The following is a 26,156-nucleotide window of genomic DNA, read 5'->3' on the forward strand; positions in this document are numbered from 1 at the left end:
TTATTATGGCTAAGCTAAAAAAAAAGTGGAGATTGTTTCCCGCTAGGCATCAATTGGCAAACGAGCTCAGCCAGAAACTAAACATATCTGAGTATATTGCGCAGGCACTGATAAATCGTGGCATTACTAATGAACAGGCGGCAGACGAATTCTTATACGCTGGTGCTGAACATATTGGCGATCCGTATGCACTAAAGGGTATGAGGACTGCTGTTGAGAGAATTATTCAAGCTGTTGAAATAAAAGAAAAGATTACCATTTATGGTGATTATGATGTGGATGGAATTACCGCTTGTGCTACCCTTTATAAGACGTTAACCAGACTGGGTGCTATTGTTGAGTTTTATATCCCTGACAGGCAAAGCGAGGGGTATGGGCTTAATCCAGCGGCTTTACATAACCTAATAAATACTGGGACAAAATTAGTTATTACCGTTGACTGTGGCATTAGTGCCATTAAGGAGATTGCGGCTATCGGCGATCAGCTTGCTATTATTATAACCGATCACCATCAACCGCCAGTTGAACTCCCTGTTGCTGTGGCCATAATTAATCCCAAACAACCGGGATGTTTATATCCGGAAAAAAATTTGGCTGGTGTTGGTGTAGCCTTCAAGTTATGTCAGGGGTTATGGCAACATGTTTACGGACTTGAAACCAAATTTTTTGATTATCTTGATATTGTAGCTATCGGTACAGTTGCTGATATTGTACCGCTTACTGGAGAAAACCGTGTCCTGGTGAAACTAGGTCTAAAACAGCTGCAAACTACTGATAATTTAGGGATAGAAGCTTTGCTTGAGGTATGCGGCTTACGCGGCAAGGTTATTGACAGCGGCAGTATCGGTTTTGTTATTGCGCCGCGTCTTAACGCTGTAGGACGTGTTAGTCAGGCCGCTGCCGGAGTGGAACTGCTAATTACTAAGGATGCTAATTATGCCCACGAACTGGCAAACTTGCTGGATGGGGAAAATTTAGCCCGCCAAAATATAGAAAAGAGCATTTTGGCAAAAGTGGAAGAACAGCTTGAAACAGTAGATGTAGGTGCAGCCAAGGTGCTGGTACTAGCTGGTGAAGAATGGCATTCTGGCGTAATTGGCATTGTTGCTTCCCGGTTAGTTGACAAATATTATAAACCGGTAGTTATGATTAGTATCCATGATGGAGTAGGCAAGGGCTCTTGTCGCAGTATACCCGCATTTGACATGTATACAGCGTTAACTGCTTGTTCTGATCTATTAACTCAGTTTGGGGGGCATCGCCAGGCAGCAGGATTGTCCATACCACTGTCAAACATACCTTTGTTGCGGGAACGGCTAAATTCCTTGGCAGCCGAAACACTATCCGCAGTCGATTATGTGCCTGTTCTTACTATTGATTCGATACTGCCCCTCGAAGAGATCAGTGCTTCATTTCTTGAACAATTGGCCAGTCTTGAACCATATGGATTTGGTAATCCCAGTCCGGTATTTGCTTGTCATAACATTGAAATGAAAGAAAAACGTCTCATAGGACAGCAAAGTCGCCATTTGAAACTCAAACTGAAACATACTGCAATTAAGGATGTGATTGCCTGGAATATGGCTGAACTGTCGCCAATCCTTACCTGTGATAAAGCCATAGATTTAGTGTTTGTTCCCAAATTCAATGAGTGGCAGGGACATAAAAACGTACAATTGATCGCTCATGATGTACGCCAATCGCCAGATAGCCGGACACAAGCCGAGCTAAATAGAATTGCCCCTGATCGTACCTGTATTGCGCAGGTATATTTAACTTTAAAAGAATATAATAAATTAGGACAATATAATTTATCTTTGCAAACTATCGTAAATAAAATTTCGAGCAATTATAATGTGGTTTTATCAGAGCATGTTCTTACTATGGCTCTAACCATTTTAGCTGAATTACATTTACTGACAAAAGAACCAAAAGAGCAAGACACTTTTACTATTCAACTTACGCCATCACCACTGAAAAAGCTTGACCTAATAAACTCGCCTGCTTTTCAGGAAAGTATAAAAATGCGTGAAGAGTACTTGAGTCAGTATAGTTAACTATTTATAGCAGCACTAGTGTAAGAGGTGAGTCATGAGCAACAATGATATCCAGGTTACAAAAAGGAATAAACCAACTATAGAAAATATTATAGCCAAAATTAAAACTTACCAGCCTGACGCGCCGTTACAATTAGTTACTAAAGCTTATCAACTTGCTTATAGTGCTCATGATGGTCAACTTAGGGTATCAGGAGAAGCATATATCTGTCATCCTATTGGGGTTGCTACTATACTGGCTGATTTACAAATTGACGCTGTCACAATTAGTGCCTGCTTGCTTCATGACGTAGTAGAGGATACGTCAGTTACCTTAGAGCAATTGGAAAAAGATTTTGGTAAGGAAATTGCCATGCTTGTCGATGGAGTCACTAAATTAAATCGAATTGAGTATAAATCTAAAGAAGAGCAGCAGTTAGAGAACTATCGTAAGATGTTCCTGGCTATGGCTAAAGATATTCGGGTCGTATTAATAAAGCTTGCGGACAGACTGCATAACATGCGAACTCTTAAATATATGGCTCCACATAAACAAGCGGAAATATCTCGTGAAACGCTGGAAATATTTGCCCCGCTGGCGCACCGCTTAGGTATTTCCAACGTAAAGTGGGAATTAGAGGATCTGTCTTTCCGATTCTTAGAACCAGAAAAATACTACCGGCTTGTGGAACAGGTAAAACAAAAACGCAAAGAACGTGAGAAGATTATTACAGACGCCATTGCGTTGATGGAAGAACGTCTTGAATCTGTCGGCATAACCGCTGAAATCCAGGGGCGGCCCAAACACTTTTACAGTATCTATAAAAAAATGAAAAAAAACCACAAACAGGATGTCAGTGAGATATATGATTTGTCAGCCATCCGCATTGTTGTCCAGTCATTGAAAGACTGTTACGGGGCGTTAGGTACTGTTCACACTTTATGGAAGCCTTTACCCGGCAGGTTTAAGGATTATATTGCTATGCCGAAATCTAACGGCTATCAGTCACTGCATACTACGGTTATTGGACAGTCCGGACAGCCACTGGAGATTCAAATTCGGACGCTCGATATGCACCGGATTTCTGAATATGGTATTGCTGCGCACTGGCGTTATAAGGAAGGCAGTAAAGCTGCCCATAAAGATACAGATCAAAAATTGGCCTGGCTTAGGCAGCTTTTAGAATGGCATCGCGATTTGCGGGATCCACGCGAATTCATCGAGACGGTAAAAATGGATGTTTTTGCCGACGAAGTGTTTGTTTTTACACCTCGCGGTGATGTTATTGATTTACCTGCCGGATCGATTCCGATTGATTTTGCCTATCGCATTCACACCGATGTAGGCCATCGCTGTGTCGGTGCCAAAGTTAACGGTAAACTTGTGCCCTTAGAATATAAGCTTACTAATGGTGATATTGTTGAAATCATTACCGCCAAGCAAGGTAATGGACCGAGTCGTGACTGGCTGAATATTATTGGCTCATCGGAAACAAGAAATAAAATTCGCCAATGGTTTAAGAAAGAAAAACGGGAAGAAAATATAGCCAAAGGCCGGGAAATGATCGAACGCGAGAGTAAAAAGCTCGGCTATGAATGGCGTGATCTTGTAAAAGGTGACCGCCTCAATGAGATTGCCAAAAAATTAAGTATTTCAAGTGAAGATGACCTCTTTGAAGGTCTGGGATATGGCGGAGTTACCTTACATGGAGTAATAGCCAAGCTGATTGAATTATATAAAAAGGAATTGAAAAGTTCGACGACGCCTGACGTTTCGGCTATGCTGGCTGAACTAAAACCAAAACGACTCAAGAACAAAGTCAGCCATGGCATCTTAGTTAAGGGTGAAGCAGGACTTATGGTCAGATTAGCACGTTGCTGTAATCCATTGCCTGGTGATATTATTGTGGGTTATATTACCAGAGGCCGGGGGGTGTCCGTACACCGTGCTGATTGCCTCAATATCCTGAATAATCCGGAAGAATATGAACGTATGATTGAAGTCAATTGGGATGTTCCTGGTGATACGCTTTATCGGGTATCTATTGAAATCACCGGCATGGATCGCCATAATCTGCTCTCCGACGTCATGATGGTGGCGGCAGATGCCAAAATTAATGTCGGTTCTCTAAATGCCCGGGTACATAAAAATAAAACCGCTACCATTAATATGGATATTGATATTGGCAATCTAAGCCAGTTGGAGCACATTATCAATAAAATGCGTCGGATTCCCGATGTTTATAATGTGCGTCGCACTACTCAAATAGGAGGAGTCTAATTGAGGGCTGTTGTTCAATTAACCGATTGTGCCAGCGTAATGGTCGCTGAGCACGAAATTGCTGCAATTGGGACAGGCTTAACTGTTTTCTTAGGGATAGGTCCGGAAGATACTGAAACAGATGTTAATTACCTGGCGGAAAAAATTGTAAATTTGCGGATTTTTCCGGATAATGCGGGAAAAATGAATCTATCACTTAAAGATATAAGTGGGGATTTGCTGGTAGTTTCTCAGTTTACTTTATACGGCGATTGCCGTAAAGGACGCCGTCCCAGTTTTGATGCTGCCGCTCCGCCCCAAACTGCAATTGTACTTTATGATACCTTTGTACAACTGTGCCGTAACATGGGAATAACGGTAGCCTGCGGACAGTTTCAGGCTGAAATGATCGTGCGTCTGACTAATCGTGGACCAGTAACAATGCTGCTGGATAGTAAGCGGCTGTTTTAATAGGAGAGTGATGATGTGAAAATAATTCAATTAGGAGTAGGCCAGTTGGGGACTAACTGTTACATAGTATATTGTGAGCAAACCTTACAAGCAGGTGTAATCGATCCTGGCGGAAGTGCAGAGGCTATCCTTGCTGAAATTAACAAGGCCAGACTTACTGTTGATTATATTATCAATACCCATGGGCACGCTGATCATATTGCTGCTAATGATGCTATTCAACAGGCAACTGGCGCCAAAGTTCTGATTCATCATGAAGATGCCGATATGTTAACAAATCCGGAGCTTAACCTATCTACATATATTGGTGGTAGTTTTAGTTGCCGGTCGGCTGATCGCTTGCTCAAGGCTGGCGATACAATTTCGATTGGCAATATTGAATTTAAAATCTTGCATACACCAGGACACACTCCTGGCGGGATATGTCTGTTGACTGATAAGGTGCTGCTTGCAGGTGATACTTTGTTTGCTGAATCAATTGGCCGCAGTGATTTTCCTGGCGGTTCTCATAGTCAACTCATCAACAGTATTAAAAGTCAGTTGATGAATCTTGCGGATACCGTCAGGGTATTGCCAGGTCATGGACCGGAAACCAGCATTGGCTGGGAACGCAGTCATAACCCTTTTATTCAGTAAGGGAATTACTACTATGCTTAAATCACCTGCAGTGGTAATAAAAATTATTATTTTGCTAGTAGGCTGCTATATTTTTAGCCAAATAACACCTATTTTTTTTCCCCTCATTCTAGCGATCATTGTGACCTTTGTGCTTAATCCGTTTGTTAATGCCATAGTTGCCATCCCCTTGGGAACAAAGCAGGTTCATTTACCCCGTGGCATTGCCATCCTGGTAGTATTTCTCCTGACAGGCCTCCTGCTGACTCTTATAACAACTTTTGTTTTGTTTCCGTTTATCAATGAATTTAATAAGTTTGTTGGTGATTTGCCCAGACTTGTGACCAAAATCCAAAGCCTGATTATGCTGATACAACAACAGGCAGATTTGGCACAAATACCTGATAATATCCGCCAGATTATCGAGAATGGACTGGGAGGGGCAGCTTCCTATGCCGTAAGTTTGGTCCGTAATGCTTTTAATACGGTATTTTCTTTTGCAACACAGATGATAGAACTACTAATTGTCCCTGTGCTTGCTTACTATTTTCTGAAAGATTGGCGGAGTCTTAAGGAAGGTGTTGTTACTCTTTTTCCTGGTTCCATACAACAACAAGCTGTTAATATAATTGAGGAAATGGCGGCCGTTGTAAGCAACTATATCAGAGGACAAGTTGTTATCAGTGTTATAATTGGGCTTTTGGTCTTTAGCGGTATGTATTTTCTGAAAGTGGACTATCCCTTAGTTTTAGGGCTCTTGGCCACACTGACAGAAGCCATTCCGATCATTGGTCCCATCATTGGCTCTATTCCAGCCTTATTATTGGCTTCTTTGGTATCACCGGTACTGGCAATAAAAGTAGCTGCTTTTTATTTAATCATTCATCAAATTGAAAATAACATCATTGTTCCCCATATTATGGGTCATACTATAGATTTACACCCTTCACTAATAATTATCAGCCTGTTAATTGGCGGCCAATTCTATGGTATTACAGGCATGTTTTTAGCAGTACCGGTTGCAGCGCTCCTGAAAGTGCTGCTTCGCCACCTTTGGTATCTTGATGATGATAAAAAAGACAGGTGAAATGTATGAATTTTGATTTATCTAACTTACGCCAGAAGTTTAAAGACCGCGATTATAAGCTTACACCACAACGCCAAATCATTTTACAGGTGTTTATCGATAATCGCGATAAACACTTAAGTGCTGAAGATGTTCACAACATTGTGCGTCAGCAGGCAAATGATATTGGTTTGGCCACAGTATATCGGACACTTGAATTATTAAGTGAACTTGAAATCCTACAAAAAATTGATTTTGGCGATGGGCGCAGCCGCTATGAAATTAATGAAACCAGCAGCCCCCATCATCATCACCATCTTATTTGTCTTACCTGTGGCAGGGTAATTGAATTTGCGGATGATTTAATGGAAGATCTGGAAAACATCATCGCCCAAAACAGCAATTTTAGCATCGTAGATCATCAGGTAAAGTTTTATGGATATTGTCAGGAATGCCAGATGAAACGTGATGATTAAGGATTTTTTGATTACTGCTGCCACTGGCACGAATGTTGATGTTTTAGCCGCAATACGTGATACTATGGCACTATTTGATGTTACTGCGGCAGGTATTTGGCAGGATGAAGCCTCTTTGAGCCAACTGCAATCTGATAGTTTGTTAGTAAAATGTGCGGTTACATCTGATGAGTATACAACAGAGGTCAAAGTAACTATTAGCTTTTATAATTCCAACGCCGTATTGAATCAGCTGACAGAATATGAACGTCGTTCTCTGCCACAGGAAAGTATGAAAAATAAAGATGGGGAAGACCTAACAGGACTTATAAAACGACTGGTACGCCTTAATGTATTAAAGCTGATGCGACAGATAACCGGCCATAATCCCGGACCGTGGGGGATACTACGCGGTGTTCGTCCGACCAAAATTGTTCATCGATTATTAGATCAAGGTCTTAGTCATTCTGAAATTGCTGCCAAGCTGATAAAAGAATATGCGGCAGCACCGGTGAAAGCTGACCTTGTTACTGGCATAGCCATTCATCAACGTCCGTTCATTGCTACCCCTGATAAACCTGCAGGCGGAAAAAAGGTAAGTATCTATGTAGGCATACCTTATTGTCCGTCCCGTTGTTTGTATTGCTCATTCCCGGCTTACGTGCTGCCGGACCGGCGCGAACTTGAGGTCTTTCTGCGGGCAATTACTAAAGATATTGAAAGTACCGCTGGTTTACTAGCAAAATTTAATTTATCAGTAGAGAATATATATGTGGGTGGCGGAACGCCTACCAGTCTGGATGGAACCGATTTGTCCACCCTTTTATCCTTGGTAAGACAAGAACTTTGTGGGTCACAAACAAGAGAATTTACCGTTGAGGCTGGCCGGCCAGACAGTATTAACGATGAAAAAATTGATGTTTTACGGCAATATGGCATAAATAGAGTTAGTATAAATCCACAAACAATGCAAGATAAAACGTTAAAACAGATTGGACGGCGACACACTGTTCAGGATATAATAGACGTATTCGCAAAAATTCGCCATGCAGGAATACCGATAGTAAACATGGATGTCATTGCCGGACTGCCAGGAGAGACCCAAGCTGACATGGAAGATACGATGCGGCAAATTGTGCTGCTTAATCCGGAAAATATTACGGTCCATACCTTGGCGTTAAAACGTGGTTCGATTCTCAAAGAATCACTAAGTTCTGGTACGATGACCGGACAAGCATTGCCTAATGAAGAAATTACACAGGCAATGCTTAAGACGGCGGCAGATTATACTGCCAATATGAATATGCACCCTTATTATTTATATCGTCAAAAGTATATGACAGGCAATCTTGAAAACATTGGCTATGCCAAACCGGATACCGATTGTCTGTATAATATGCAAATTATGGAGGAAAGACAGACTATCATCGGCATTGGGCCAGCAGCTGGTACAAAGGCGGTAAACCCCAGTAACTGGCGGTTGCAAAGTTCCTATAACGCCAAAGATGTTGGTTCTTACATAAAAAATTTAGATATATATCTGAGCGAAAGACATACCTTGCTCTCAAGATTGTATGGCGACCATGAGGAGGATTAACTATGCTGACAACCGGCCCCCGGGGGACCAAAGATATATTGCCTGACAGCAGTGGACACTGGCAGTATGTTGAAAAAATAATTCGTGAAGTATGCTTTAATTTTGCTTATCAGGAAATTCGCACGCCCGTTTTTGAACATACTGAACTTTTTCTGCGCGGTATCGGTGATACAACTGATATTGTTGAAAAAGAAATGTATACGTTTACTGACCGGGCTAAACGCAGCATTACTTTACGGCCTGAAAATACGGCGTCTGTTGTTCGCTCGTATCTTGAGAACAAGCTTTATAGTGGACCTCAACCCACGAAGCTATATTATATTGGCCCGATGTTTAGATATGACCGGCCGCAAGCCGGCCGCTACCGCCAATTCCATCAGTTTGGTATTGAAGCGATTGGCGCTCAGGGGCCGGCTATTGATGCTGAAGTCATTAGCTTAGCGGTAGCATTCCTCAATAAGTTGGGATTAAGTGATTTAAAATTACTGATTAATTCTGTTGGCTGCCCGCAGTGCCGTCCGGTATATCGAGCTAAATTACAAGAATTTTTTCAGGAAAAACGTTCTCATTTATGTTCAGATTGCCAGTCACGCTATGAACGTAATCCTATGCGTATCCTGGATTGTAAAAATGAAACCTGTGCAGAGTATTCCCAGGGCGCCCCTCATATGCTTGATTGCCTGTGTGAGGACTGCGGCAGTCACTTTGCCGGCTTACAAGAATTACTGACAGCAGCTGGAATTTCTTTTGTGATAAATCCTCGTTTAGTGCGGGGGCTTGATTATTATACAAAAACTGCTTTTGAAATTCAGTATTCACCCTTAGGGGCACAAAGTGCAGTGTGTGGCGGCGGACGCTATGACGGCCTTATTGCCGAATGCGGCGGACAACCAATACCGGGTATCGGCTTTGCTACCGGTATTGAGCGAGTGCTGTTAGCCTTGGAAAAACAGGCATTACTGCCGTCAATAAATACCGCAATTGATATTTTTGTTGCCCCTTTGGGAACTAAAGCCCGGGCTGTGGCCTTTCAGTTGCTAACAGAACTTCGCTATGCAGGTATTGCTGCCGATATGGATTTTATGAACCGCAGCTTGAAAGCGCAGATGAAGTATGCTAACAAATATCCCGCTAAATTTGTGGCGCTTCTTGGTGAAGATGAATTAGCAGCGCAGAAAGTAATGGTAAAAAATATGGAGACAGGCAGTCAGGAACTAATAGCCAGGACTGCACTGGTACCGATGATTTTAGAGGAGATGGAGAAGTAATGGCACAAATGGAAACAGTTGATCATGAACTTACTAGTAAACTTGATACCATGCAGGGTTTAAAACGAACCCATGCTTGCAATGCTCTGAATCAGGATTATACCGGACAGGAAGTTACCCTGTGTGGCTGGGTTTCAAGACGGCGTGATCATGGCGGACTTATTTTTGTTGATTTGCGTGACCGTTCCGGTATTGTTCAGGTGGTATTTTCACCTGATGTTAATAAAGGCGCCTTTAGTAAGGCTGAGGCTGTTCGGAATGAATATGTACTCGCAGTACGCGGCATTGTAAAGGTTCGTTCTGAAAGTACAATTAATCCTAATATGGCTACAGGTACGATTGAAGTTTTTGGTAATGAGTTAAGAATATTGAATTCAGCCAAAACACCACCTTTTTATATCCAGGACAACATTGATGTTGATGAAATTTTGCGATTGAAATATCGTTATCTTGATTTACGGCGTCCGGAAATGCAGCAGGACCTCATACTTAGACACCGGGTAACCAAATCAATGCGGGATTTTTTAGACAAGCACTGTTTTGTCGAAGTAGAAACGCCAATACTTACCAAAAGTTCGCCGGAAGGTGCCAGAGACTATCTCGTCCCTAGCCGGGTAAATCCGGGCAAGTTTTATGCTCTGCCTCAATCGCCGCAAATTTATAAGCAACTATTAATGGTTGGCGGGCTGGAGCGTTATTTCCAAATTGCCCGCTGTTTCCGTGATGAGGATCTCCGCGCTGACCGTCAGCCTGAGTTTACTCAGCTTGATATTGAAATGTCCTTTATTGATCGGGAAGATATCTTATCCCTCACAGAAGAAATGATTGCCTATATCTTTAAAGAGAGTATTGGAGCAGAGGTGACCACACCAATTGTTCGCTTAAGCTATGACGAGGCTATGGCCCGCTACGGTTCTGATAAGCCAGATCTTCGTTTCGGTATGGAACTAATTGACTTGTCAGGTGTTTTTACGAATTCTGGTTTCAAAGTATTTGATACAGTATTAGCTAATGGTGGTCAGGTTAAAGCTATTAATGTCAAGGGCTACGCCAATGCTCCGCGCCGCGAACTTGATGGTTTAGTCAATTTTGTTGCAACCTATGGCGCTAAAGGCCTTGCTTGGATATGCTACACTGATGAGGGTCTAAAATCGCCGATCACTAAATTCTTCAGCCAAGACACGATTGATAAAATGACGGCTGCCACGCAAGCTGAATCTGGTGATTTGATCTTGTTTGTCGCCGATAAACCTAAAGTTGTAGCTGCTGCATTAGGACAGCTTCGCTTAGAGATGGGTCGTCGTCTTAACTTAATCGACCCCGATAAACTCTCCTTCTTGTGGGTTATTGATTTCCCGATGTTTGAATATGATGAAGAAGACAAACGCTGGGTAGCTATGCACCATCCGTTTACCTCACCACGCGATGAAGACGTAGAATTTTTAGGCAATGATTCCGGCAAGATTAAAGCCAAAGCCTATGACCTGGTACTTAACGGTATTGAACTGGGTGGTGGCAGTCTTCGTATTTATAATCGCAGCGTTCAAGAAAAGGTATTTACAGCGATTGGCTTAAGTCCGGAAGAGGCTGTAGATAAATTTGGCTACTTGCTTGAAGCTTTTGAGTATGGTACTCCACCCCATGGCGGCATTGCTTTTGGGTTAGATCGTTTGGTTATGCTAATGGCTAAACGGGCCTCCATCCGCGATGTTATTGCCTTCCCCAAAACACAAAGTGCTTCCGATATGATGATGCAAGCGCCGTCGGAAGTCGGTTCGAAACAGCTTAAGGAATTGTATATTAAGTCTGCTGTTGTTGCCAAAAATAAGATTACTCCGACAGTGGAATAATATCCCAATATTGAAACTATTGCAATTGCGTGATTTATTTGATACTATAAAAGCGTACTAAGAAATGCATTCATACCCCTGCTGTGTGCGTGTAATGTCAATGTTTTGAGCCAACACTTTTACTGCGGGAGCCTGTCTCTGGTTATGGCGTGTATGCCCTGGTTTTAGGGGACACACAAAATAAGTAGGCGAGCACCCACCTGCCGAGGGCAGGTTCAAAACAGAGACGATACGGCATAGTGGGGAATGAGTGTCTATATTTACAGCATAGGCCATCATTTTTGGTGTATAACCGGATGTGATGGTCTATTTATGTTTAATTTATTGTTCATCAAGGAATTTTTTGTTTTTTCATAGAATACTATAGGAGAACATATGCAGTGAATAAAAGGGTGATAGTGTGGACTTATTTTCGCAAAATTTATTTGAACCCCAATTGAAGGATAATAGACCATTAGCCGTTCGAATGCGGCCAAGAACGCTTGATGAATACAAAGGCCAGGAAGATATTCTTGGCCCGGGGAAATTTTTACGGCGAATGATTGAAGCTGACAACATACCGTCAATTATTCTGTATGGTCCACCAGGAACGGGAAAAACAACATTAGCTCACATTGTTGCCCAAACAACAGGCAGCCATTTTGAAAAACTGAATGCGGTAGCTGCCGGTACGGCAGACATTCGGAAAGTGGTGGAAAGTGCCAAAGAACGCTTGCGAATGCAGCAGCGTCGAACCATTTTATTTGTTGACGAAATTCATAGATTCAATAAAGGACAGCAAGATGTCTTACTGCCTTATGTTGAAAACGGCACTGTCATCTTGATTGGGGCGACCACCGAAAATCCCTATTTTGAAGTAAATTCTCCGCTGCTTTCGCGAATGCGGGTAGTACGGTTAAAGCGCCTGGGTGAACAGGAAATTATCGGTATTTTGCAACAGACGCTAACTGACAAAGAACGCGGCCTGGGACAAGAGGAGATTACCTGCAACCAAGATAGCCTGCTTAAGATTACAGCAATTGCCGGTGGGGATGCCCGAACGGCTATTAATATTCTTGAACAAGCGTCAGCAATGCTTGAGTCCGGGAAGCCTAAAGAAATAACGGCTGCAATCATCGAAGCCGTTGCCGGAGAAAAACTGCAGGCTTATGACAAAAAAGGTGACAATCACTATGACGTAGTATCGGCTTTTATCAAAAGTATGCGTGGCTCTGACCCTAATGCCGCCTTACATTATTTGGCGCGAATGTTGGAAGCAGGCGAGGATGTCAAATTTATTGCCCGCAGACTGGTCATTTGTGCAGCAGAAGATATTGGCAATGCCGACCCGCAAGCGCTTGTAGTAGCCATGGCGGCAGCTCAGGCTGTTCAATTCATCGGTATGCCGGAAGGCAGGATTCCCTTAGCCCAGGCTGTAACGTACTTAGCTTGCGCACCCAAAAGCAATGCGGCCTATGTAGCTATTGACAAAGCGATTGAGGATGTTCGCCAGATAGATTATGGCAGTATACCTTTGCACCTTCGTGATGCTCACTATGCCGGCGCTCATAAGCTTGACAGCGGTAAAGGTTATCTGTATCCCCATAACTACGAAGAAGGGTTTGTTGAGCAACAGTATTTGCCTGACAAATTACGCGAGCGAGATTACTATCAACCTACAGCCCATGGCTTTGAAGCTAGTTTTGCTGAACGGCTTAAGCAGCTTAAACAAAAAAAGTAAAAGTAGAGGGGTTTTACTTTTGGCATTGCCCCAAAAGTAACAAAAGGTCTAGGCCCTAAGCGTCCAAAAGCTGAAAAGCCGGGCGATATTCCTAAAATCCGTAAACTCGCTACGCTTAAACAGTACGGATTTTTTAACGGAATACCACCCGGCTTTTCTCCTGCGGAACGCTTTTTCCGGCAAAGGCCGAAGGGTTACGGGAGTTACGGGGGGTGCCGGGACCACCTTATGGGGGCACAAAAAGGCCTCCGCGACACCATTTAGCTCATTTTAATATATAAATTTCCTCACTGATGGAAAAGTCTAAAAAACGAACGTTATTTACACGCATAATTGAAGTAGAATGACATGGTTCATGCTTTCTGTGTATTTCATTAATCTCAAGAAGAAACCTTCAGTAGCTATGATTTTATCACCACTGAAGCTTGGATGTGTTATGGAATAAATTATTTTCAATGCACAAGGTAAAAACCCCCGACTTCCAGTCGGGTAGCTTCTAGCAAAAACGAAAAGCAAATGGGAATTAATACAAGAAGAATTCCCAATACTTAAAAAAATATTGGGGCCAGCATCTATGGGCAACTGGTTACTTTTGTGGAATTGTTGGAGCGGTAACCGAAGAAACGATAAAGTAGTATATAGAAAATCAAGAAAAACAAGATATTAAAGAAATATTTAAGGTCGAAGATTAATAAGATTAAAGACTTTAGTCTCCATTAGATTTTCAATCTCAATTTTAAACGGCTTTAGCCGTAACATGCGACTTCCAGTCGCTAAAATAACCCCTGTACTTCAGTGCAGGGTCGTTGAGTTTTCTTATCCCCCTTAGCCTCATTTTATTCGATTTCTCTAAATAAATCTTGTGTATTTTTCGGGGGACGGGTCAATCTATCCAATTGAGGGAGGGGAATTATGCCACTGAATAAAAACCAAAGACTCAAACCGACTGTATATATCCCAGCCGCGTTGCTAAAGCGGTTGGAAACTATTCATAACTATCCGCTTATCGTCCTGCAGGCGCCCTCCGGTTTTGGAAAAACCACGGTCATCAGTGAATATCTCCGCCAGTTGGATGCGCATCAGGTTTATTGGTATACCTGTATGGGAGAGCCGGTCCGCAAGGCATGGAACGGCATTTGCAGGACCTTCTCCCATATTGACAGGAGTGCGGCGAAGCAATTGGAGGCGTTGGAATATCCGACGCAGGAAAACATCGTGGATATCGCAGAGATCATGAGCGGGTGCGACGTCGATGGGGACGCATGGGTCATCCTTGACAATTTTCAATACATACAAGGTGAATTGCCTGAGTGTATCCTCCATGCGCTCTCCCGCCACGGTTGTCCACGACTGCATCTCGTGGTCATTACCCAATCCATTGACCCGATGGATGTCGGCGCAATACCGGCTGATCAGGCGGTTCTCATTCAAAATGACGTCTTCTTTTTTCAGAAAGAGGATACGGACGCCTATTTCCGCGCCAATGAGATTGCACTGTGCCGGGACGAGCTTAACAGCCTTCAGATGCTGTCCGAGGGATGGGTGGCCGCCTTGAACCTTCAGTTGATCCGCTACCTGCGGGCGGGAGATTTCGAGGCTACCGACAGCATGGACAACCTGATTCGTGCCGTCATCTGGAAGCGCCTAGAGCCGGAGGAGCAGAGTTTCCTTATTGCCGTTTCCCTGCTGGAACGCTTCACGGTGGAGCAGGCGTATATCCTGTTAGGAAAGGATACTCTTCCGGCCGGCATCGTTCGGTTGCTAGGCAGCGGTTCCTTCCTCCATTATGAACGGGACAGCGGTGCCTATACGCTGCACAGTTTGTTGCAAAGCTTTCTGAGACAGGAGCTTAAGGGGCTGTCTGCCGATGCAATACGCGGGATGCAAAAACTCGCCGCAGACGCTTATGCGGCGGTAGGTGAGCACTACTACGCCCTGTGCGGCTATCTGGAGGCCGGCGAGCTGGAAGCCTTGCTTTCTCTGCCCCTCAAAGTTGCGGATTTTTCTCTGTATCCGGAGGCTGGCAGTGCAGAAGTACTGGAGAGGGTGTTCAGGGAATGTGACAGGAAAATTCTCGTTCGCCATCCTCAGACATTGTCCATGATTACCTTCGAGATGTTTCGGGTGGGCAGCTATACGGCGTTCAAGAAAGGCTGTTCTCTGATGGAGGGGATGATTTCCCAGCCGGACCAGAACGGGCTCCATGATGAGGACACCTGGATACTGACCGGGCAGCTTGCACTGCTGCAATCCTTTGCTGCGTTTAACGACATTGAAAAAATGAGCGCCCTGCACCGCAGGGCGTGGGAGGTGCTGGGCGGCCCCTTCTCCAACCGTGCCGACTGGAACGATTCATGGACCTTTGGCCAACCCTCCGTGTTGTATCTGTTCTGGAGCGAGAGCGGGGCGCTTGATCGGGAGCTTGCCTGCATGGACGAATGCCTGCCCTACTATATCCGCCTGACAGAGGGACATGGGACCGGGGCGGACTGCGCCATGCGGGCGGAGGCTCTTTTGATGCGCGGAGAGGACACTACCGCCGAAGCCCTGTGCCATAAGGCGATTTACCTTGCCGGCGTCCAGGAGCAGGATAGCATCTGCCTTGCCGCCGAAATGACCCTTTTGCGGATCGCCCTGCTTCGCGGGGACGCGGAAGGCTTTGAGAACGTGAGAAAGAGTATTCTGGGACGGGTCAAAACCGGCGTTGAACCCGCGGTAAAAAGAATGGCTGATCTGGCGCTGTCCTTTGTCTCTGTCCTGACTGGAGAGAATGCCGTACCCGAATGGCTCACGGATTTGGACCAGATCACCGGGATTTTGTATAATGTGGCGGTTTCTTTCGGAGTGCTGACGTATCTGCGCTGCTTGCTGTCCCAAGGACAGGACGCAAAGATGCTGGGGATCGTGCAAGGAGCACTTCCAGCGGCAGAGCAGCATCACTTTATCTTGCCGCAGGTCTATTTTCATCTGTTCAGCTCCATTGCTCACCACCGCTTGGGACAACAAGAGGCGGCGGAGTCGGCACTGGACCGCGCCCTTTCACTTGCCCTGCCGGACGGCGTTCATCTCCCCTTTGCCGAATACGGCGAGGCACTTACCCCTTTGCTAAAGGCACGGGAGAAGCAATCCGGCATGACCGGGCTGTCTGCTCTGTGCAGGCGGCACAGGCTGGGAGTGGAGAAAATCCGAAAAGTCACCCGGCTCGTTCAGTTGACGCAGCGGGAGCGGGAGGTCGCGCTGCTGGCCGCCGGAGGGCTGACCAACCGGGATATCGCCTCCCGGCTGCTTATCTCACAGGAAACGGTCAAGACAACCATGAAAAGCATCTTTCAAAAGCTGGGCACTCGTTCACGTGTGCAGCTTCAGGACTTGAAGGATGAGGGGAAAATCTAAAAATAAATACCCGGTGGGGGATATCCTTACGCTGAAAAGACGTCGTACACTGATAGTACGGCGTCTTTTTTATGTGCGACCAGCATGGACGCAATCTAATCCCTTCGCGCCGGAACATGAGGTGTAGCCTGCGCTATCTATTAATTTCCTTGCAAAAACTATTATACGAGGAGGGATACCGCATTTCCCCAAAATAGAGAAAACAGAGGAGGTAGAGTTATGTTAAGCGCAAATATGAAAAAATGCACTTTATTATTAACTGCTGTGACACTCGTGCTTGCCGTAGCGCTGTGCACCTACGGGAGAACGAAGGAAACATCCTTGAACAGCACTTCAGGTACACAGGCTGTGGAAACAAAGATCACCCTTTACGCCGATTTTTCCGCCGGCTCCGCAGATGCAGAAAACCAGGGTTTGATAAAGAGCGAGGAACAGACGGTTTCGGGTGCTCTGACGGTGGAGGTGCTGGCGAAGCGACTTTCCCAATGGTCGGGGCTGGACTTTGCGCTGAACGGCGCAAAACTTTCCGGGGACAGCGTGACCGTGGACTGGGCGGCGAACTCCACCCTGTTGGCCGGGCTGGACGACCGGAAACAGAAAGAAGGGTTCCATTTTCATGATGCGGAAAGCCTCAACTGGTTTATGCTGGACAGTCTGGCGCGAACCATCAAGGAGAACCTGAAGGTTCGCACGGTCTATTACTCCATGGATGGCGGCAAGCCGATTGCATTGAAGGATATGACAGGGCTTGCGGAATTGCCGGTGGATCAGCCCTATGAGGGAAGCACGTTCTTTTCTGCTCATAATGATAACATGGGCGACGATAAGGACGTTGATTTTACTTACAGAGACGAGAAAAACCAGCTTCTTCTCTCCTATCCCAATGTGTTCTCAGCCAAGGGAGTGATGGATAAAAGGGGAATCCTTCGCTTTGCAGCCCAACAGGATGGCTCGGCGCTGCTGTATTGGGTCACACCCAACACCTATGGAGAAAATTCCGCCGAATTTATCAAGCGTCTCAGCGCTGAAGAATCACAAGAACTGGAAGGGAATGTGGTCATCGCTAAAAGCAAAGACATGGATCAGGAAACCGGGACGTTAACCCCCTGCGCCCAATATTGGGTGGTGGATATAGACTGGATTGTCAATGTAGAGATCCTATGTAGCAGCTCCGAGGAAGCTTCCCGATGGTATGATTCACTGAAAGAGGGCGCTGTTTATATCGAAAGCGTGGCCGGGATTGATGCAAACGCAGGCATGACGAAAAAAAAGGCCATGGATTTGCTGAGCGCCGCGCTGACCGACCGTATAATGGAAGGAACAGCGCTTGTCGCCAATGGCGAAGGCAATCTGGAGGGACAACATTGCTGGACCTTTTCCTTTGGCAAAAATACGGCGGAAAAGGTTACGGCGAAAGAACATTACGCCGTAACCGACGATGGTAAAATATACATCCTGGATATTATCAATAATACTACGAGCCGTTGGCTGTAGGGTAATCGCCATTACGCTCAACGATCAAGGGAATACGACCCCGACTGCTATAATTCATATTATAGTAGGAGGAATAAATACATAAGCAGGAGGCGGAGATGATGCTGATAGGGATGGCAGCAATTCTTTTTCTGTTGGGACTGGCCGGCGCATCCTTCAGTTTTTGGATCATCGGCAAGAAAAAAAAGGCAAATAGGCAAACCGGTTCAGCCGTGGCAGCCTGCGTTACCTTCTGCCTGATGGCGGCGCTGTCGGCGTTTTATCTGGCATCCGCCATGCTGTTGCTGGGCGGTATTGACTAATAAAATCAGATGAAGAGACCTGGTTGATCCGATATCGGGCAATAACATAATAAATGGAGGAATTTGATGAAAAAGTATTGTAAAAAAATATTGATGTTCTCTATATTGCTAATAGTGACATTTTCGCTGCCTATGTCTTTGTACATACCGGCAACGGCAATGGCCTCAGGCAGCTCTAAAAAACATGTAACTGTGAGCCAAAATAAGAGCTATACGAAAGACGGCAAGTTTTGGATGAGCTTCAAATTGGCAAATATCACCAATAAGACAGGCTACGGAGGATCGTACGGTGAGCCGATTAAATTCAGCGCCAAGGTGGTCAACTCGTCGGGAAAGACTATAGCTAAATGGTCTCCTTATACCTACCAGCCCGGAGTAAGTAAAAACCGAAATTTCGGAGCCAATTATTCCAGTCTTCCCAAAGGTATGTATACCTTTATTCTGACAGCCGAAAACGAGTATAACGATAGATGGAGTTGGAAGTATACGATTAGACATAAGTACTCCCCCTCAATTTCCTTCAAATCCTTTGAAAAAATCAGAGACTCAAAGGGTGGGATGCGACAGCGGTTCAATATCCAATGTACAAATCTCAAAGGGCAAAAACTGACCTTTAAAATCTATGACAGCAATGGGGAAGTTGTTTACTCAGGCACCGGACCAGCGCGAAAAACCGACAACGAGGTCGGATGGCTTAAATGGGACGGATGGGCGAACGTAGGTTCAAAGCATAAATGCAAATCAGGCCAATATACCGTTGAGGTTTTTTATACGGGTGGTACCAGCGGCATTCAAAAGACCTATACTCTAATTATCTAGGAGGTAAGAACGATGAAGAAATTATTAAGAATTTTCGGGCTCCTATTGCCTATTCTCCTATGTTGTGTCGGTTGCGGACAGTCGTCACAGCCTACCTCAGGGGCCCCTTCGGAGATTTGGGAGGCGGTATCCGGTAGTTTTACCCGCCAGGATTCCAGCCAGTACAAAAACGCCGTTCTGCAGATGAAGTACCTCTCCGATAGCTGCGTGATGTTCGAGTTTAGGCTGATGGAGGGCAGTGAGTCAGCGGCCTCGTCGAGTGAACTGGTGATTCCCGCTGTGATGCTGGTGGACGATAACTGCGTGGGCCGCTTTGAATCCGATCCGGACGCTGAGAAACCCCTGTCCATCAACTTTGTCCTGTCGGAGGATGGGAAGCAGGTGAACGTCACCCACACAGGTGAGACGGACATCTCACCCGACGGCGTGTATATCTTTACGAATGCGAGTCTGGAGGTTTCTGATATCTCTGCGACTTCGATTATCAAATCTCTGCCCACAGCGGCAACAAGTCTGAACAGCAACGTGGGCGCCTACACCATCCAGTACTCTGAAGCACTGGTCTCAGACTGGTTCTATCCAGTACAGGCGACCTTTGATGACACCGGCAAGGTACTGGCACAATTCCTGGTCGCTAATGATCTTAGCGCTGTTTACCGTGCGGACGATGACATCACGCCGGTGCTGATTTTTGGCTCCGCCCAACCGATGCTGGAGGCAGAAACAATCCGCTGGGAAGCACCGAAAGGTTCCGAGGAAGACGGGGTAAGCTCCGAGAGGTCGTATGAACCGTTGGCTTCGGTAGAACTGGAGAGCGGCACGGCATTATCGATCGGTTCATCAAGTCCGCTTATTGCGGTACTGCCCTGGGAGTTGCCCTATACGCTGACGGCAAAGTCTTCCGACCCTTCGGTGGTCTCGGTCGATGAGAAAGGCATGGTGAAGGCGGTTGCAGTTGGAAAGGCGACGATTTCCGGAACTCTCTCGGTAGATGACGGGACAAAAGAGTTTTCTATTAATGTCTCGGTGGATTGAGGTATCAGCTTGTAAACTGTAAACACAAATGTATAAGTTATGAGGAGGAGCACAAACAGATATGTGTTTGCTTCCCTTCCGGACGGCGCCGAATATAGCGAGACGCTTGCCCACTTGCTGAAGAGTCACGGGAGAAGCAATCCGGCATGCCTGTGCTGCCGGCTCTGTGCAGGCGGTACTGGCTGGGGCCGAAGAAAATCTGAAAATAAATATCCGATGGGAGATATACTCATGCCGAAAAGCCGCGGTATGCTGGAAATGTGTTTCATCGCCATGCTGAAGAACGGAGGAAAAGAGGCTTATCATGCAAAATAGCAGAATCTTTCGCGCAGTGACGCCCATGGAGGACGGCTGCCTTTGGGTGGAAATGGAATCCGGCAGCACGGTTCGTCTGGATATGCACCGGCGGCTGCAATCGGTGCGGTTCGGATTACTGCGCAGTCAGGATGTGTTCCGAAGTGTAGCAACAGATGGATACCGCCTGATTTTTTACCGGGACGGTAGCGAGGTGCTGGAGATTCCGGTCGCCATTTTTATGGATCTGCTGGCCGTCGACCGCACCCGGTAGATAGACAGTCAAAACCCAAAAGGAACGTCCCGTGCGCCAAGAAGCGCACGGAGTGTAGTGGGTGTGAATCCCGCCTGAAAAGGCCTAGCCAGCCACTCAGTAGTATCCAGCCTTGGGACTGCTCAAAGGCTGGAGCAACTTAAATGTAGTTGTCGAGGGGACGGAGTTATTGACAACAATCTATCAACTATTTCAATGTCGATAACCCCGTCCCCTCGACACCCTAGGCTGTGCACGGCGCTCCCAATTTAATAGCGCTTCTTTCGTCCGTACCCTCGTCCCCCGCGTTAGGGACACTAGCCCGAAGGGGAGCAAAGTAATGATTTTTTGCACTCCCTAAAATATTTGTCTTTATTATTTATTTGTTGTACTATGGAAAAGTGATTATTTCTCAGGGGGGGCTAATATGGGATTTCTTCTAACCTTCTTTGCGGTCTACGGACTGGCCAACTTATATATAGGTAATCGTTTTTTTTATTGGTTAAGAACAGTAGTATCTGTTCCGCCAATATGTTACTGGGGTATCTTTATTTTGGCAGCAACCGCTCCTATCTTCGCACGTATTTTGGCAAGGGCGGGTATAGCTAAGACAGAAGGCTTATTTATTATTGGAGATTGGTGGTTAGCCATAACCTATTGGTCAGTGCTATTGTGGCTTATTGTAGATATTATAAAAGTCGTTGATAAGCGATTGAATTTTTTGCCAGTTATAGCTAAAGATATGACCAACCAGGGTTATATAGTTTTATTTATCCTTATGGGAATGTTAGCTTATGGTGCCTGGAATGCGCTCAACCCAGTAATAATCCGCTATGATCTATCAGTCAATAAAAGGGCCGAAGGAATCGATCATTTGAAGATCGTTTTGGTGTCAGACATTCATATGGGGCGAGTTGTTGGAATTGATCGCGTGGAACGATTAGCAGAATCCTTAAATGAACTGAGTCCGGATATAGTCATATATGCTGGTGATCAAATTGACGATGACGCTGCATATGTAGCAAACAACAAGATCGCAGAACCACTCCGAAATATAAAAGCGCGGTTCGGATCATATGCAGTTCTTGGCAATCACGAATATATTAGCGGACAACCAGAATTGGCAGTTTCATTATTAAAAAATAACGGTATTACAGTCCTTCAAGATCAATGGACCATGATCGGTGACGCAATTTATATTGTAGGCCGCGATGATCTATCTGCTATTCGATACGCTTCCAGAGGAACAGGGACACTCGCAGATATAATGCAAGGTATTGATAAAACGAAACCAATAATAGTAATAGATCATCAACCATCACGTATCAATGAGGCGGCTCAACAAGGTGTGGATCTTCAAGTATCCGGTCATACGCACAAGGGTCAGTTTTTTCCCAACAATTTAATTACCAAGGGAATATATGAACAAGACTGGGGCTATCTGAAAAAAGATGCATATCAACTTATTGTATCCTGCGGCTTTGGTACATGGGGCCCACCAATAAGACTTGGTAATCAACCAGAGATTGTCGATATTAATATCAAATTTGAATAACACTTTTCACATAACTACTCAATCGGCTCTTCCCACCAGCCGAAAGCTACTCTGCCGGCAGCTGTTAGCTCTGGTGACTCAGGGTTAGATAAGAAAATAAGAAAAGAGCCGCCAGGTGAGAACATGAATTTTCCCTGTTCATCATCGACTATCGTAGTTTCTGGCTGACCACGCCGAACAAAGGCTTTAACCCCGCCCTCTGGATCACCAACAACCTGTGAGGCATACTGAAGATTTATTTTGGGACGAGGAAGGGGACAAAGAGCCATGTTAGAGGGAGTTACTAGTGTGGATTTTTTGGGTTTTTCGGGGGGATCGGTGTTAAACCAGATTTGGGCTCGAAATGTGGATTCAGACACATCGCTTACAGTCCAGACGGTCACGTGCAAAATTACTCCGGAATTGCATGGATTGTATAGTCTAGCCCATGCGCTAGTACCGCGACCAAAGGTTAGGTTATCGGCGTAGCCTACGAAATATTTTCCTTCCAGAGATTTGGCTAGGTTAATTGGTATAGCAACCGTATATTCTAATGATGGTATAGTAGTGTATGGGGAAGAACAATCCGAATCAAGATATTGACTCATAGAATAGTTACCTCCTAAATAAACTCTAGTTCATTCTATGTACAGTAAAATAGAAGGTGAAAAAAGCAGAAGAAATTCAAACGAACCAAATTATCTTCAATGAATGGCATTTAGGTGAACATAACCCGAAGGGCTATACAGCGAATAAATAAACGAATGCCCCCGCAGTTGCGAGGGCATTCGTTTATTTACTGCTACGTAAATTATTTAAAAATACCAAAAGGTTTGCCCACCGGCAAAAATTTCTTGCCGAAATGTGTATTCAGAGTAGCGGCGGCACTGCCATAAAAGCTAACAATCGCAATAGCAAATTCAGCCCAAGCGGCGATCGTGTGCCAGATATGCCCAAAACCAAGTGCATCTGCCGACAAACCGAGAAAAAGGATATCAATCAGGAAAAAAATAATAAAAAGAACTTTATGCGTTTCCATAGCCCCAATAGTCATAAAGACAGTAAAAATGAAATACCCTATGAATGCAATTCCAAGTTGTGCACCATTAACATCAGCGGCTAATGCTGCGCCAAAAACCCCCATTTTAATCAACCAGCTAGTGGCTATCCCCAGCCAAAACAGACCATACGCGGCAAAAGCTGTTGCGCCAAACGTATTATTGTGTTTAAAATCATTGAAGCTGGCAATTAATTGTGCAAAAGCACCTAAAAATACTGCCCAAGGAATGACAAAAGCAAGGCCGGTAGTCCAACCAAGTTTTTGTGAAGAAGCCACCAGAGTAACCATTGCTAACCCAAACAGACCTAAGCCACCTGGATCAGCGGTAACGATTTTTACCGATTGTGTGTTGCCATTAGTATTGCTCATATAAGACCTCCTATGATTTAATATATAAAAAATACCACAGGGTACAATATACTGTCAATTATATAAATAATAGATATCTTTCGCGCTTATGATATATATATAGGAAAATAATTAGCACATTATCCTTTGACAACGGTTTTAGTTTCTGCTATTATTTATTTTAAAGAAAACCTATCATAATAGTCGGGAATGGAAAAGCCGGGGCGGGAGGATGCTGTGAAGCTGTCAACGAAAGGTCGATATGGTGTAGCGGCGATGTATGATTTGGCACTCCATTATGGGCAAGGTGCCATTTCACTGAAAAGTGTCGCCCAGCGTCAGGAAATATCTGAACATTATCTTGAACAGTTAATGGGTACACTAAAAAAGGCAGGCTACGTAAAAAGCGTACGTGGTGCCCAGGGCGGTTATGCATTGACTAAAGAACCGGCGCAAATTTCGGTGGGTGATATTATCCGGGTTATGGAAGGTCCGATTGCCCCAGTAGACTGTTTATTGGCTGATGATGCCAGCAGAACTTTCTGTTCACGGGTTGATATCTGTGTAACCCGTGGTGTATGGGCTAAGGTAAGAGATAGTATTACTGCTGTATTGGATTCAATTACTCTTGCCGATTTATGCAAGGAAGAGAAAGAAAAGTGATAAGGAGATGAGTAGCATGAAACGTATTTATTTTGATCATTCGGCTACTACCCCGGTTGACCGGGAAGTTGCCGAACTGATGCTGGAGTATATGACTGACAAATTCGGTAATCCGTCCAGCGTCCACGCTTTTGGCCGGGAAACCCGCAAAGCAGTGGAAGAAGCCCGGGAAAAAGTTGCAGCGCTGATTAATGCCACTCCTAATGAAATATTCTTTACCAGTGGTGGCACTGAAGGTGACAACCTGGCACTTAAGGGTGTGGCTTTTGCTAATCGTAAGAAAGGCAACCATATTATAACAACAGCCATTGAACATCATGCTATTTTGCATACTTGCGAATATCTTGAGAAACATGGTTTTACAGTTACATATCTGCCTGTTGACGAAAATGCCATGCTACGTATGGAAGACTTAAAAAATGCGATCACAGATCAAACAATACTTATTAGCGTTATGTTCGCTAATAATGAAGTAGGAACAATCCAGCCGATAAAAGAAATTGGACAACTTGCCAAAGAGAAGGGAATTTATTTCCACACTGATGCGGTACAGGCTGTTGGCAGCTGCCCAATTGATGTAAAAGAATTAAATATAGATTTGCTTTCCATGTCAGGACACAAATTCTACGCCAGCAAAGGCGTTGGTGCCTTATATATCCGTCGTGGTGTAAAAATTGAGGAAATCCAGCATGGCGGCGGTCATGAACGCAACCTACGGGCAGGTACTGAAAATGTACCGGGAATCGTTGGTCTGGGAAAAGCTGCCGAAATTGCCAAGCGGGATATGGAAAAAAAGAATGCCTATATTAAAGGTTTGCGCGATAAAGTAATAGCTGCCATTATGGAAAAGATCCCGCATGTAAAACTTAACGGTCATCCGGATTTGAGATTACCAGGTAATGTTAACTTTAGTTTTCTCTACATTGAGGGCGAATCCTTACTTTTGAATCTTGATATGAAGGGGATTGCTGCTTCGAGCGGTTCTGCCTGTACCTCAGGATCACTTGATCCCTCTCATGTGCTTTTAGCTATGGGGTTAACTCACGAGGTAGCGCACGGTTCGCTGCGGGTTACACTTGGACGCGGTAATACCGAAGAAGATATTAATTACTTTTTGGAAATCTTACCAGAGATTGTAGAAAAGCTGCGCAGTATGTCACCTTTATATGGTAGTGCAGCTGAGCTCAAGCCTTCCAATCCATGCTCAAGCTGTCATCACCATTAATTTAGCACTAGAGGAGAGAATAACTATGTATAATGAAAAAGTTATGGATCATTTCTCCAATCCCCGTAATGTCGGCGAAATAAAAGATGCCGATGGTGTTGGTGAAGTAGGTAATGCCAAATGCGGCGATATTATGCGAATTTATCTGCAAGTAGAAAATGATATAATTACCGACGTAAAGTTTAAAACCTTTGGCTGTGGTGCCGCCATTGCAACCAGCAGTATGGTAACTGAGCTGGTTAAAGGTAAAAACTTAGATGAAGCTCTGGAAATCTCCAACCAGGCAGTCGCCGAAGCCTTAGGTGGCTTACCACCAGCCAAAATGCACTGTTCTAATTTAGCAGCCGATGCGTTGCATGAAGCGATTAAAGACTATATTGCTAAAAAAGGAAAGTGAT

Annotated in this window: 22 protein-coding genes, 1 other RNA gene and 1 pseudogene; 22 read left to right on the forward strand and 2 right to left on the reverse strand. The window is 44.8% G+C overall.

The genetic code is table 11. The features are described from left to right. The first annotated feature begins 5 nt into the window (after positions 1 to 5). The 19 genes and pseudogenes from recJ (at position 6) to AC1ECB_RS07140 (ending at position 22,483) form a co-directional block, all read left to right on the forward strand. On the forward strand, positions 6 to 2,057 hold the full coding sequence (gene recJ / locus AC1ECB_RS07050; protein WP_485668051.1) for a single-stranded-DNA-specific exonuclease RecJ: 2,052 nt from the start codon (positions 6 to 8) through the stop codon (positions 2,055 to 2,057). Between the two features lie 34 nt (positions 2,058 to 2,091). After that, a complete protein-coding gene (locus AC1ECB_RS07055) occupies positions 2,092 to 4,317 on the forward strand; it encodes a RelA/SpoT family protein (protein WP_485668052.1) in 2,226 nt (741 codons plus the stop codon). After that, positions 4,318 to 4,767: a D-aminoacyl-tRNA deacylase gene (gene dtd / locus AC1ECB_RS07060; protein WP_485668053.1), complete on the forward strand. Its 450-nt coding sequence runs from the start codon at positions 4,318 to 4,320 to the stop codon at positions 4,765 to 4,767. 15 nt (positions 4,768 to 4,782) lie between these two features. Continuing rightward, positions 4,783 to 5,403, forward strand: a complete 621-nt coding sequence (locus AC1ECB_RS07065; RefSeq protein WP_485668054.1) for an MBL fold metallo-hydrolase — start codon at positions 4,783 to 4,785, stop codon at positions 5,401 to 5,403. 13 nt (positions 5,404 to 5,416) lie between these two features. Continuing rightward, entirely contained in the window at positions 5,417 to 6,469 is a 1,053-nt protein-coding gene (locus AC1ECB_RS07070) for an AI-2E family transporter (RefSeq protein ID WP_485668055.1), read from the forward strand. 5 nt (positions 6,470 to 6,474) lie between these two features. Then, entirely contained in the window at positions 6,475 to 6,924 is a 450-nt protein-coding gene (locus tag AC1ECB_RS07075) for a Fur family transcriptional regulator (protein ID WP_485668056.1), read from the forward strand. Beyond that, positions 6,917 to 8,500, forward strand: a complete 1,584-nt coding sequence (hemZ, locus tag AC1ECB_RS07080; RefSeq protein ID WP_485668057.1) for a coproporphyrinogen dehydrogenase HemZ — start codon at positions 6,917 to 6,919, stop codon at positions 8,498 to 8,500. Before AC1ECB_RS07075 ends, hemZ begins: the two co-directional genes overlap by 8 nt. Positions 8,501 to 8,502: 2 nt before the next feature. Then, positions 8,503 to 9,768, forward strand: a complete 1,266-nt coding sequence (gene hisS, locus AC1ECB_RS07085) for a histidine--tRNA ligase (protein WP_485668058.1) — start codon at positions 8,503 to 8,505, stop codon at positions 9,766 to 9,768. Continuing rightward, on the forward strand, positions 9,768 to 11,618 hold the full coding sequence (gene aspS / locus AC1ECB_RS07090; RefSeq protein WP_485668059.1) for an aspartate--tRNA ligase: 1,851 nt from the start codon (positions 9,768 to 9,770) through the stop codon (positions 11,616 to 11,618). Before hisS ends, aspS begins: the two co-directional genes overlap by 1 nt. 72 nt (positions 11,619 to 11,690) lie before the next feature. Beyond that, positions 11,691 to 11,868: non-coding RNA, 6S RNA (ssrS, locus tag AC1ECB_RS07095), on the forward strand. A gap of 150 nt (positions 11,869 to 12,018) precedes the next feature. Continuing rightward, entirely contained in the window at positions 12,019 to 13,338 is a 1,320-nt protein-coding gene (locus tag AC1ECB_RS07100) for a replication-associated recombination protein A (protein WP_485668060.1), read from the forward strand. A gap of 545 nt (positions 13,339 to 13,883) precedes the next feature. Beyond that, a pseudogene (locus tag AC1ECB_RS07105) lies at positions 13,884 to 13,973 on the forward strand (transposase); the annotation flags it as partial. 277 nt (positions 13,974 to 14,250) lie between these two features. Then, a complete protein-coding gene (locus AC1ECB_RS07110) occupies positions 14,251 to 16,731 on the forward strand; it encodes a LuxR C-terminal-related transcriptional regulator (RefSeq protein ID WP_485668061.1) in 2,481 nt (826 codons plus the stop codon). 219 nt (positions 16,732 to 16,950) lie between these two features. Next, a complete protein-coding gene (locus AC1ECB_RS07115; RefSeq protein WP_485668062.1) occupies positions 16,951 to 18,225 on the forward strand; it encodes a hypothetical protein in 1,275 nt (424 codons plus the stop codon). 98 nt (positions 18,226 to 18,323) lie between these two features. Continuing rightward, complete coding sequence (locus AC1ECB_RS07120; RefSeq protein WP_485668063.1) at positions 18,324 to 18,527, forward strand: hypothetical protein; 204 nt, start codon at positions 18,324 to 18,326, stop codon at positions 18,525 to 18,527. 66 nt (positions 18,528 to 18,593) lie between these two features. Continuing rightward, the gene (locus tag AC1ECB_RS07125) at positions 18,594 to 19,346 is read left to right on the forward strand and encodes a flagellar hook assembly protein FlgD (RefSeq protein WP_485668064.1); all 753 of its coding nucleotides are present in this window, start codon (positions 18,594 to 18,596) and stop codon (positions 19,344 to 19,346) included. A 12-nt stretch (positions 19,347 to 19,358) separates the two neighbouring features. Continuing rightward, entirely contained in the window at positions 19,359 to 20,381 is a 1,023-nt protein-coding gene (locus tag AC1ECB_RS07130) for an Ig-like domain-containing protein (RefSeq protein ID WP_485668065.1), read from the forward strand. A 304-nt stretch (positions 20,382 to 20,685) separates the two neighbouring features. Then, positions 20,686 to 20,949, forward strand: a complete 264-nt coding sequence (locus AC1ECB_RS07135; RefSeq protein WP_485668066.1) for a hypothetical protein — start codon at positions 20,686 to 20,688, stop codon at positions 20,947 to 20,949. A gap of 406 nt (positions 20,950 to 21,355) precedes the next feature. Next, positions 21,356 to 22,483 (forward strand): metallophosphoesterase, encoded by a 1,128-nt coding sequence (locus AC1ECB_RS07140; RefSeq protein WP_485668067.1) that lies wholly within the window; start codon positions 21,356 to 21,358, stop codon positions 22,481 to 22,483. Positions 22,484 to 22,497: 14 nt separating this feature from the next. Here AC1ECB_RS07140 and AC1ECB_RS07145 read toward each other — a convergent pair whose 3' ends face one another. Beyond that, positions 22,498 to 23,070, reverse strand: a complete 573-nt coding sequence (locus AC1ECB_RS07145) for a DUF6143 family protein (RefSeq protein WP_485668068.1) — start codon at positions 23,068 to 23,070, stop codon at positions 22,498 to 22,500. A 203-nt stretch (positions 23,071 to 23,273) separates the two neighbouring features. Further along, positions 23,274 to 23,891, reverse strand: coding sequence for an acetate uptake transporter (locus AC1ECB_RS07150; protein WP_485668069.1), 618 nt, complete (start codon positions 23,889 to 23,891; stop codon positions 23,274 to 23,276). A gap of 216 nt (positions 23,892 to 24,107) precedes the next feature. Here AC1ECB_RS07150 and AC1ECB_RS07155 point away from each other — a divergent pair, with 216 nt between their 5' ends. From AC1ECB_RS07155 to nifU, 3 genes are read left to right on the forward strand one after another with little or no spacing between them, the layout of a single operon-like run. Beyond that, entirely contained in the window at positions 24,108 to 24,533 is a 426-nt protein-coding gene (locus tag AC1ECB_RS07155; RefSeq protein ID WP_485668070.1) for an RrF2 family transcriptional regulator, read from the forward strand. A gap of 16 nt (positions 24,534 to 24,549) precedes the next feature. Continuing rightward, complete coding sequence (nifS, locus tag AC1ECB_RS07160; RefSeq protein WP_485668071.1) at positions 24,550 to 25,758, forward strand: cysteine desulfurase NifS; 1,209 nt, start codon at positions 24,550 to 24,552, stop codon at positions 25,756 to 25,758. Positions 25,759 to 25,783: 25 nt separating this feature from the next. Further along, on the forward strand, positions 25,784 to 26,155 hold the full coding sequence (gene nifU, locus AC1ECB_RS07165) for a Fe-S cluster assembly scaffold protein NifU (protein WP_485668072.1): 372 nt from the start codon (positions 25,784 to 25,786) through the stop codon (positions 26,153 to 26,155). Position 26,156 lies beyond the last annotated feature (1 nt).

This window comes from Sporomusa sp. 246TCP1 (assembly GCF_057319775.1).

Excerpts from the sequence above, each read along its gene's own strand:
- AC1ECB_RS07145 (WP_485668068.1), bottom strand. The coding sequence starts at position 23,070 with ATGAGTCAATATCTTGATTCGGATTGTTCTTCCCCATACACTACTATA.
- recJ (WP_485668051.1), top strand. The coding sequence starts at position 6 with ATGGCTAAGCTAAAAAAAAAGTGGAGATTGTTTCCCGCTAGGCATCAA.
- AC1ECB_RS07070 (WP_485668055.1), top strand. The coding sequence starts at position 5,417 with ATGCTTAAATCACCTGCAGTGGTAATAAAAATTATTATTTTGCTAGTA.
- AC1ECB_RS07110 (WP_485668061.1), top strand. The coding sequence starts at position 14,251 with ATGCCACTGAATAAAAACCAAAGACTCAAACCGACTGTATATATCCCA.
- AC1ECB_RS07130 (WP_485668065.1), top strand. The coding sequence starts at position 19,359 with ATGAAGAAATTATTAAGAATTTTCGGGCTCCTATTGCCTATTCTCCTA.
- AC1ECB_RS07055 (WP_485668052.1), top strand. The coding sequence starts at position 2,092 with ATGAGCAACAATGATATCCAGGTTACAAAAAGGAATAAACCAACTATA.
- AC1ECB_RS07135 (WP_485668066.1), top strand. The coding sequence starts at position 20,686 with ATGCAAAATAGCAGAATCTTTCGCGCAGTGACGCCCATGGAGGACGGC.
- nifS (WP_485668071.1), top strand. The coding sequence starts at position 24,550 with ATGAAACGTATTTATTTTGATCATTCGGCTACTACCCCGGTTGACCGG.
- AC1ECB_RS07150 (WP_485668069.1), bottom strand. The coding sequence starts at position 23,891 with ATGAGCAATACTAATGGCAACACACAATCGGTAAAAATCGTTACCGCT.
- AC1ECB_RS07120 (WP_485668063.1), top strand. The coding sequence starts at position 18,324 with ATGATGCTGATAGGGATGGCAGCAATTCTTTTTCTGTTGGGACTGGCC.
- aspS (WP_485668059.1), top strand. The coding sequence starts at position 9,768 with ATGGCACAAATGGAAACAGTTGATCATGAACTTACTAGTAAACTTGAT.
- AC1ECB_RS07115 (WP_485668062.1), top strand. The coding sequence starts at position 16,951 with ATGTTAAGCGCAAATATGAAAAAATGCACTTTATTATTAACTGCTGTG.
- hemZ (WP_485668057.1), top strand. The coding sequence starts at position 6,917 with ATGATTAAGGATTTTTTGATTACTGCTGCCACTGGCACGAATGTTGAT.
- hisS (WP_485668058.1), top strand. The coding sequence starts at position 8,503 with ATGCTGACAACCGGCCCCCGGGGGACCAAAGATATATTGCCTGACAGC.
- AC1ECB_RS07075 (WP_485668056.1), top strand. The coding sequence starts at position 6,475 with ATGAATTTTGATTTATCTAACTTACGCCAGAAGTTTAAAGACCGCGAT.
- AC1ECB_RS07140 (WP_485668067.1), top strand. The coding sequence starts at position 21,356 with ATGGGATTTCTTCTAACCTTCTTTGCGGTCTACGGACTGGCCAACTTA.
- nifU (WP_485668072.1), top strand. The coding sequence starts at position 25,784 with ATGTATAATGAAAAAGTTATGGATCATTTCTCCAATCCCCGTAATGTC.
- AC1ECB_RS07125 (WP_485668064.1), top strand. The coding sequence starts at position 18,594 with ATGAAAAAGTATTGTAAAAAAATATTGATGTTCTCTATATTGCTAATA.